The organism is Idiomarina sp. UBA4206, assembly GCF_002383015.1.
In the GTDB taxonomy this organism is placed as follows: Bacteria; Pseudomonadota; Gammaproteobacteria; order Enterobacterales; family Alteromonadaceae; genus Idiomarina; species Idiomarina abyssalis.
Window position 1 is genome coordinate 11601 of sequence record NZ_DFTS01000068.1, and the last position, 7891, is coordinate 19491.

The window sequence follows — 7891 nt, forward strand, 5'->3', positions numbered from 1 at the left end:
CGCAGCAGTTTACCTTTGGTGAAGGGGTGGGCGGCCGCTTTTCGTTATGGTCGGCTATTGGCTTGAGCATTGCTTTAACCACCGGCGTTCGTGCCTTTGAACGTATGCTGGAAGGCGCCAAAGCCATGGATGAGCATTTCTTTACGGCGCCAGAAGAAGACAACTTGCCCATATTATTAGCGCTTTACGGAGCGTATAACCGTGAAGAGTTAGGCATTAATAATCTGGCTATTCTACCGTACGACGGTCGCTTGCGTATGTTACCGAACTATTTGCAGCAGCTAGACATGGAAAGTAATGGTAAACAGGCAACCGCAGATAATAAAGCTATCGACTACCCAACCGGCCCTATCATTTGGGGCGGTTTTGGGCCTAACGGGCAACATGCTTTTTTCCAGCATTTGCACCAGGGCTATGACGAGTTTGCCGCAGACTTTGTGGCGGTCTTAAAACGCGCAGCCCCAGGGTTCGAGCCAGTAGTTCAGGAAGGCCTGGCGTCGCAGCAGCGTTTGGCTGTTGCTAATTGTTTAGCGCACCGACGCCTGATGTGGGAAGGCAGTCAGAACGCCGAGTCACCGCGTGATAACTACCCCGGCGGACACCCATCGAACTTACTGATAATGGATGAACTGACCCCCGAAAGCTTCGGTGCGTTGATAGCCGCTTATGAGCACAAAGTTTTTACTCAGGGCGTTATTTGGGGCTTAAACAGCTTCGACCAGCCGGGTGTTGAGAAAGGCAAGAAAATAGCAATGGATGTGCTGAAAGTTCTGGACGGCGACAGCGATGAGTCCTTTGATGAAAGTACTGATGCCGTTATAAAACGGATGACGATGTAATGACGTAGCCTGATGTGACAGCACGTAGCCTGATGCTATTGCATCAGGTGCGATCTCTCCGATAACAACCCAAACATAAATAATTTACTTTGGTGACAGTTTCGACATCTCACCTGACGTAAATAACGTCAGGCTACAGGACTTTTTCTGGCGTAATAACGTCAGGCTGTACCTTTCCCTCCCTTCTCCCTGTTAACAAATTGTTACACTTTGGGTTTACATAATCTTAACACTGGCGCTATAGTGTTGTTCCTATTCAGGGAAACACAATTAAGAGGTAAAAATGCCAAAACAACAATTCAAATTAGCGGCATTGTCGGTTGCTGTTGTAATGGGTCTTGCGGCCTGTGGCGGTAGTGATGACAACTACGCGCCGACAGTGTCATCAGCTGAAGTTGCCGCTGAAGGCATGCAGTGGATGCCAGTTCAGGGACAAGTAACGGCAACTGATCCAAACGGTGATGAAGTAACATACTCTGCCAGTGTGCAAACGCCTGAAGGCGAGGACACCCCTCCGGGTTCTGTTGAAATTAACAGCGATGGCAGCTTTGTTTACACTCCTGTTCGTGCAGAAGCGGCTGTTATTAACATTGACGTGAGCGACGGTGAGTTAACGAGTTCAACACAGGTCACTGTTGAAAATGTAAAAGGTGACCCACTGGCTGACCAACAGTGGCACTTGCGCAACACCGGCCAAACGGGTTTTGCCATGGCTGACTCAGTGTTTGAAGCATGGCGTGAACTGCGCATTGCTCAGGGCTGGACTGAAGAGCAAGCGGAAGCGGTTTACTTTTTTGACGAAAGCATTCTGGTTCCGGGTGAAGACTTAAATGTTGCTGGTGCATACCAACACGGTATTACCGGTGAAGGTTCTATTTCTGTCGTGGTTGACCAAGGTTTAGCTGTTGACCATGAAGATTTACAAATGAACGTACTACCAGGTCGTTCAATTAACTTTATTGATGGGGCGAGAGACCGCACTGACCCAACCGTATTAGGCGACGGCGGCGACCACGGAACGTCAGTTTCAGGTTTGATTGCAGCTAAAGGCTGGAACGGTTTAGGTGGGCGCGGTGTTTCTCCTAACGCAAGCCTGATTGGTATGAACTATTTAGGTGGCTCAAATACCCAGACCGATCGCAACATGATGATGGCTCACGGTATGGCGGGCTCTGGTATTGGCGTAAACGATAACGTTGTGACTTTTAACCGTAGTTACGGTTCAACGGCCCCTGTTATTTTTGCGACTGATGAAATTGACGAAACGATTGTTAGTTACCCGACCAAAGAATTACGTCATGGTCTGGGCGCACTGAACATTAAGTCAGCCGGTAACTCATTTGTCAGCTCTGGCAACTGGCCTGAAGCTTCACAAATGTGTAACGCACAGCAAGCAGGCATAGTTGAAGGTGCAAGCCGTGTATTCAGTTGTTTTGACGGTAACTGGGACTCAAGCAATGCGAGTTTCTATACTCTTTCAATTGGTGCAGTAAACTCAGACGGTAACCACACCAGTTATTCAACAGCTGGCTCTAACTTGTTCGTTTCGGCACCAGCCGGTGAATATGGTGACACAGAGCCTGCAATGGTAACCACCGACCAGACAACTTGTACTCGTGGTTATGCCGGTTGGCCTGCTTACGATAACTTCATGGCGACTAACGGTTCATTCCTTGCGAGTCTGGGTATTGATAATTTCCACGAACGTGTTTACCCGTTCAATAACCCAATGGGTGAGTACAACGACAGCAACTTAAGCTGTAACTATACCAATACCTTTAACGGTACCTCGTCTGCTGCACCGAACACCTCTGGTGTGGTTAACTTGATTGCAGAAGCTAACCCAGAATTAAGCTGGCGCGAAATTCGTCACATTCTGGCTGCAACTGCGACTCAGGTTGATGCCGATGATGCACCAATTGAACTGACTGTTGGCGACGGTACTTTCGTTGCGCACCACGGTTGGGTTGAGAACGCAGCTGGCTTCAGCTTTAACAACTTATACGGTTTTGGTCGCCCTAACGCAGGTGCCGCAGTTGAACTTGCGATGGCTGATTCGGTCGAATTACCAGAGTTAGTTGAAACTGAATGGTTAGAAACCGTATTAGACACACCGGTTGCAGTTCCAGATAACAATGCTGACGGCGCTTCAATTGAAATTACTGTTGAAGAAGACGTGACCATTGAAGGTATGCAGTTTGGTCTGTCCGTGCGCAACACGGCAATGGCTGATGCGTACATGGGTAACATTTCTGGTACAACCGCAGGCTCGGACATTGCTATTGAAGTGACATCTCCTGCTGGTACTAAATCGGTAATTGCTACCTCACGTACGTCGTTAGGTGCGTACTTTGGTATAGGCTCATTAGGTGGTGATTTAGATCATATTTATCACCCAAGCAGCCCGTTACTGACTAACGCGTTTTTAGGCGAATCTTCGGCCGGAACCTGGACAGTTCGTGTGGTTGATACGAATGGTCAAGACCGTGGTACGTACGTGAATAATACGGAAAACAGCCTTGTTGATCAGGTTAATGTCCGTCTGTTTGGTCATTAATAACAAGGCAAAGGAGAAGAAGTTATGAAATTAACAATGATGGCTTTAGCTGCATCCGGTTTATTGATGACAGGCTCTGTTGTCGCTCAGGATCAGGCTGTTGATGACCGCCTGACCAATGACAGCCAGAAAAGTGTCGCTAAAGCAGAACTTCCGGCAACGGTATCTGACGCACGTGCGTTCGGAACTTACCGCATGATGGAAAAGAGCTCTGATGTAAAAGCACCTAAGTTAACTGCTGGTGTTGAAGTGTATAACGAAGTAACACGTAATGTAGCTACCATTAGTGGAAACATTACTGTGTTAGCCGGCGAGCAAGGTTTAGCTGCCATTGCACAAGAATTTGGACTGGATATTGTCAGCGAAGATTCGCGTGCTGGTCTGGGCTTATTAAAAGCACCAGAAGGTACTGACCTGAATGAGCTGGTTAAACAACTGCGTGGAAGCGACTTAGTTCGTGCTGCCCGTATTGAGGTTATTGAACCTCGTAACGAGTTACACGTTATTAAGCGTTAATTTTTGTTGTAGTGATGAAAACCGCATCCGGCTTTTGTTGGGTGCGGTTTTTTTATGTGTTTTAAGGTACAATTTTCGATTATTTTTAAACGGATTCACTTATGGCAGCTAATAACGTCAAAAGTAATATAGAGAGCATAGCCCGTGACGCTGGCGCGGCCATTATGGACATTTACCAAAGTGACGACTTTGATGTGAAGAAGAAAGGCGACGACAGCCCGCTGACTAAAGCGGACTTAGCTGCACACAATGTGATTTGTGATGGCCTGCGTAAGCTTGATACTCAGTACCCGATTATTTCGGAAGAGTCGTCAGACATTAGCTGGGAGCAGCGTAAGCATTGGTGTCGTTATTGGTTGGTTGATCCGTTAGATGGCACGAAAGAGTTTATTAAGCGCAATGGCGAGTTCACGGTAACCATTGCCTTAATTGAAAAGGGTGTACCTATTATGGGTGTGGTTTACGCTCCGGTACTGGATGCCATGTACACTGGTGAGCGTGACCGTGGCGCCTTTTTAAACGGCAAAGCCGTTTCGGTAGCAACGAAAGAGCCGGATACTTTGCGTGTTGTGGGCTCTCGCTCTCACCCTTCGCAGGAAACCATCGACTGGCTGGATGCGTTAGGCAAGCCTTATGAAATAGTGCCTATGGGCAGTTCACTGAAAATTTGCCTGGTGGCTGAAGGTAAAGCGGATATCTACCCGCGCTTAGGCCCAACGTGTGAGTGGGATACCGGAGCAGCTCATGCGGTATTGAGTGCAGCGGGTGGGCAGGTAACAACTGTTACCGGCGACCCGCTGCTGTATAACCAAAAAGAGGATTACCTAAACCCGCATTTTATTGCGCGTTGATGTTATTCCTCGTCATTGGTTTCAAGTTCGGCCTCAGTTACCTTGATGTAACTTTGGTCGACCCAGACGCCTTCTATTTCTACAACAACGCCCACTTCAAGAGCATCGTAGAAAGTTTGTAAATCAACCTCTTCGTCGTTGAGTTCAAACTCCGTGTCCTGGCTAAAGCGCAGCTCATTGCCATTGACGAAAACACTATCGCCTTCGATTGACTCTATTTCGCCTTCAAACTCAGCTTTGCCGGTACTGTCATCGTTGTCGTCGTCATCATCGTCGCCGTCTTGGCCACCTACGGTTTCAACTTCCACTTTTGCGGCAATTAGCGTGTCGCCGTCGTATTCGCCTTCGACTTCAACGATAACAGCCGGGTTGCTTTGAACCAGTTCGATAAAGCGTTCAATGCTGATGTTGTCGTCTTCGCCTTCAAACTCAGTGTTCTCGTTAAATCCGACAGCAACGTTCGCTATGGTCATACCTTCTGCGCTGACATCAGATACACGACCTTTGACTTCACCTTCGCGGTCTTCCTGGTCGATGCGTTTTACCTTAAGTGCAATGGTAGTGCCCTGGTCGTCCTGACGTGAAATGACTTTTAGCCAGTCGTTCACGGCAATGTCATCGAAAGTAAAGCTGCGTTCGTCTAAACCGGACTCGTCTTCGTATTGCGTTTCAGGTGTTACGCTGAACGTGGTGTTGTCAATAACAAAGGTTTCGTTGTCGGCGTTGAGGTCAGTCACCTGGCCTTCGGTTTTGCTGCGGGCGTCAGTGGCCTTGAACTCAATTTCTTCGGCAATTAATTGTTCGCTTTCAAAGCGACCTTCAACTTTTACGATAACGCCATTGGCAAGTGTGTCTAAACTGCCGTCATCAAACTCGGTGTCCTCGTTAAGGGTGAACTGGTACCGGTTAACGCTAAATACGCCGCTTTCACTGTCGTAATCTTTAACGATACCCGCAATGGTGACTTCTTCGGCGTCGTTATCTATGTCGTTTTCTTCTTTGTTTTCGATACTGCTGGCTGTGAGTGTTAGAGTGTCGCCGTCGAAATCATCGCCTTCTACTTTTACGAACAGGCCGTCGGCCAGGTCGTCCGCGGTCATGTCGTCATATTCCGCCGCAGAGTAGTCGATAGTCAGCTCCGCTAAAGAAAAGGTTTGAGCATCGGTATCCAGATTGGCGATTTCGCCTTTTAACTTAATTTCAGTTTCTTCGGTTTCCAGCTCAACAAGCGTCGCGTAAAAGCTGCCTTCGTCGTTGATGTAGCCGCTGACTTCAATGAAATCACCCACCGACAAAGTCTCGATATCGGTTTCATCAAACTCGGTCAGGTCATCAAAGAGAATGGTCTGGCCCAGCACTTCAATTTGTTCTGCTTCACGGTCAATGAATGAGACCGGGCCTTGCAGGTGTTCCTCGTAGCGAATTTGCTGCGCGTCCGGGTCTTCACCATCGTCTGACGCAGAAGCAGCAACGGTAACAACCATACCCACTTTTAACTGGGCTTCATCTGCCGCAGGGGAGTTACCTACAGCAATTTCAGCATTTTCTGATCGATACCGTTGTCCATTGACATACACACTGCCAAAACCTGTGATCACACCCTCACTAACTACCGTTGTTGTAGTGGTTGCAGTGCCGTCGTCGGTATTGTTGCCTCCACCGCTTGTATTGTCGTTGGGAGAGTCGCTTGAGCTTCCGCCGCACGCCGTAAGCGCGCCCGATATTGCTAAGACTAAAAGAGACTGTTTAAAACGCATGGTTGTACCTCTTGTTGTTGTTTCTAAAACACCTAAGTGCAGTGTCGGTACCTTCAACCTTAGCGGATGGTTTTAGCCAATGCCAGAGGAATTTTTGAATATTTTGAATGCTTGTTACGTTAGGTTTTTGTTATAAAAATTCTAACCTTAGTTGTGTAGCCTGACGTTTACGTCAGGTACGATATCTCACCTGACACAAGTGCCAGGCTACAGGGTTACATCGGCGATATTATTGGCACACTTCTGTAAATGCAATGTGCGAGCTTTGATGTGTTCAATTAGCTGCGCGATATAGTCTTTTTCTTCTGCCGAAATAAGCTTTTGTTGCTCAAGCTCTTTTGACAGGTCCTGGGTGCTGATTACATGAAGGACTTTAGCCGATAATTCACGCAGTGACTCGATCACCAGTGGGCGTTTTAAGCCACAACTCTCTGCAAAGTCTGCAAGCTGGTAGGCGTGTATATGGTCAGGCTCAAACTCATCACCTACTGCCATAGCTAGCGCTTGTTTAAACTGGGGGAACATGGCGACGTTAACTAAATCGTAGCCTGGCGTGAAGCTGCAACTGTTGCGACCCCAGAAAAATGATACGTTTTTAGCGTGGCTGTCGTAGTTACTGATCATCAGATTAAATAGCTGCCATTGCAAAAGTTGCATGGTATTTTGAGCCGGGCTGGGTGAGGCCTGGCAAAAGCTAAAAAGCCCTGTGAGGCTGGCGCCATCGCGAATATGTTTTACGTCGCGACTGTCACCAAAATTGCGTTCATATTTATAGTCGCGTGGAAGATCCAGTGCCTGGCATCCGTCGATAACATGACGCCGCAAGACTTTTTCCGCGTTAGTGTGGTAATGCCTGTCAAAGCGCTTGACCAGAAGAGCGGGAAATTTGTCAAAGCGTTTAAATTCTGTTTCTGCGGTTGGCAAGCCCGAAAGCGTAGCCAGCTGCATGCAAATGAATTCGTTTAGCACTAAATGTGGCAAATTTGCTTTTTCAAACTTAAGAATGTGGGTTGATGATAAGGTACCGTCGCCAAAACCCATTTGACCATCAGGACTGATATAAACATTAAGTTTGTCCTGCACACCTGCAACACTTAAGCGCGGTTTGTCGTCCCAGTGCAGCAGTCCAAAGTCTTCCTTTTGCTCAAGACGCTCTATGAGTTCGCTGTGTGGAACTTCACGGAATATGGGCTGGGTAGGAGTTTCCTGATTAGTGAATGCAAAGGCTCCGGATACATCCTGACCCAGAGCTAAAGCCTGAGCAAAGACATTCTTTTCGCTGACGCCAAGGTTTTGTGCAAGTAGCTCCCTGGCTTTTCCTTCGGGGAGTAAGTTATCCAGGTAGTTATAGACACTAGCTGGTGTATGAGA

General features: G+C 47.8%; 5 protein-coding genes and 1 pseudogene. 4 read left to right on the forward strand and 2 right to left on the reverse strand.

All coding sequences use genetic code 11. The features are described 5' to 3' along the window. From B3180_RS13750 to cysQ, 4 genes and pseudogenes are all read left to right on the forward strand, one after another. A pseudogene (locus B3180_RS13750) lies at positions 1 to 839 on the forward strand (glucose-6-phosphate isomerase); the annotation flags it as partial. 283 nt (positions 840 to 1122) lie between these two features. Beyond that, the gene (locus tag B3180_RS13755) at positions 1123 to 3396 is read left to right on the forward strand and encodes a S8 family serine peptidase (protein WP_278358207.1); all 2274 of its coding nucleotides are present in this window, start codon (positions 1123 to 1125) and stop codon (positions 3394 to 3396) included. A gap of 24 nt (positions 3397 to 3420) precedes the next feature. Further along, positions 3421 to 3912: a hypothetical protein gene (locus tag B3180_RS13760; RefSeq protein ID WP_199494866.1), complete on the forward strand. Its 492-nt coding sequence runs from the start codon at positions 3421 to 3423 to the stop codon at positions 3910 to 3912. Between the two features lie 101 nt (positions 3913 to 4013). Continuing rightward, positions 4014 to 4763: a 3'(2'),5'-bisphosphate nucleotidase CysQ gene (cysQ, locus tag B3180_RS13765; RefSeq protein ID WP_278358206.1), complete on the forward strand. Its 750-nt coding sequence runs from the start codon at positions 4014 to 4016 to the stop codon at positions 4761 to 4763. A 2-nt stretch (positions 4764 to 4765) separates the two neighbouring features. Here cysQ and B3180_RS13770 read toward each other — a convergent pair whose 3' ends face one another. Together B3180_RS13770 and B3180_RS13775 are read right to left on the reverse strand one after the other, a co-directional pair. Continuing rightward, positions 4766 to 6520, reverse strand: a complete 1755-nt coding sequence (locus B3180_RS13770) for a DUF5666 domain-containing protein (protein ID WP_199494868.1) — start codon at positions 6518 to 6520, stop codon at positions 4766 to 4768. 207 nt (positions 6521 to 6727) lie between these two features. Then, positions 6728 to 7891: HipA domain-containing protein (locus tag B3180_RS13775; protein WP_286845075.1), on the reverse strand; the 1164-nt coding region annotated here is incomplete at its 5' end.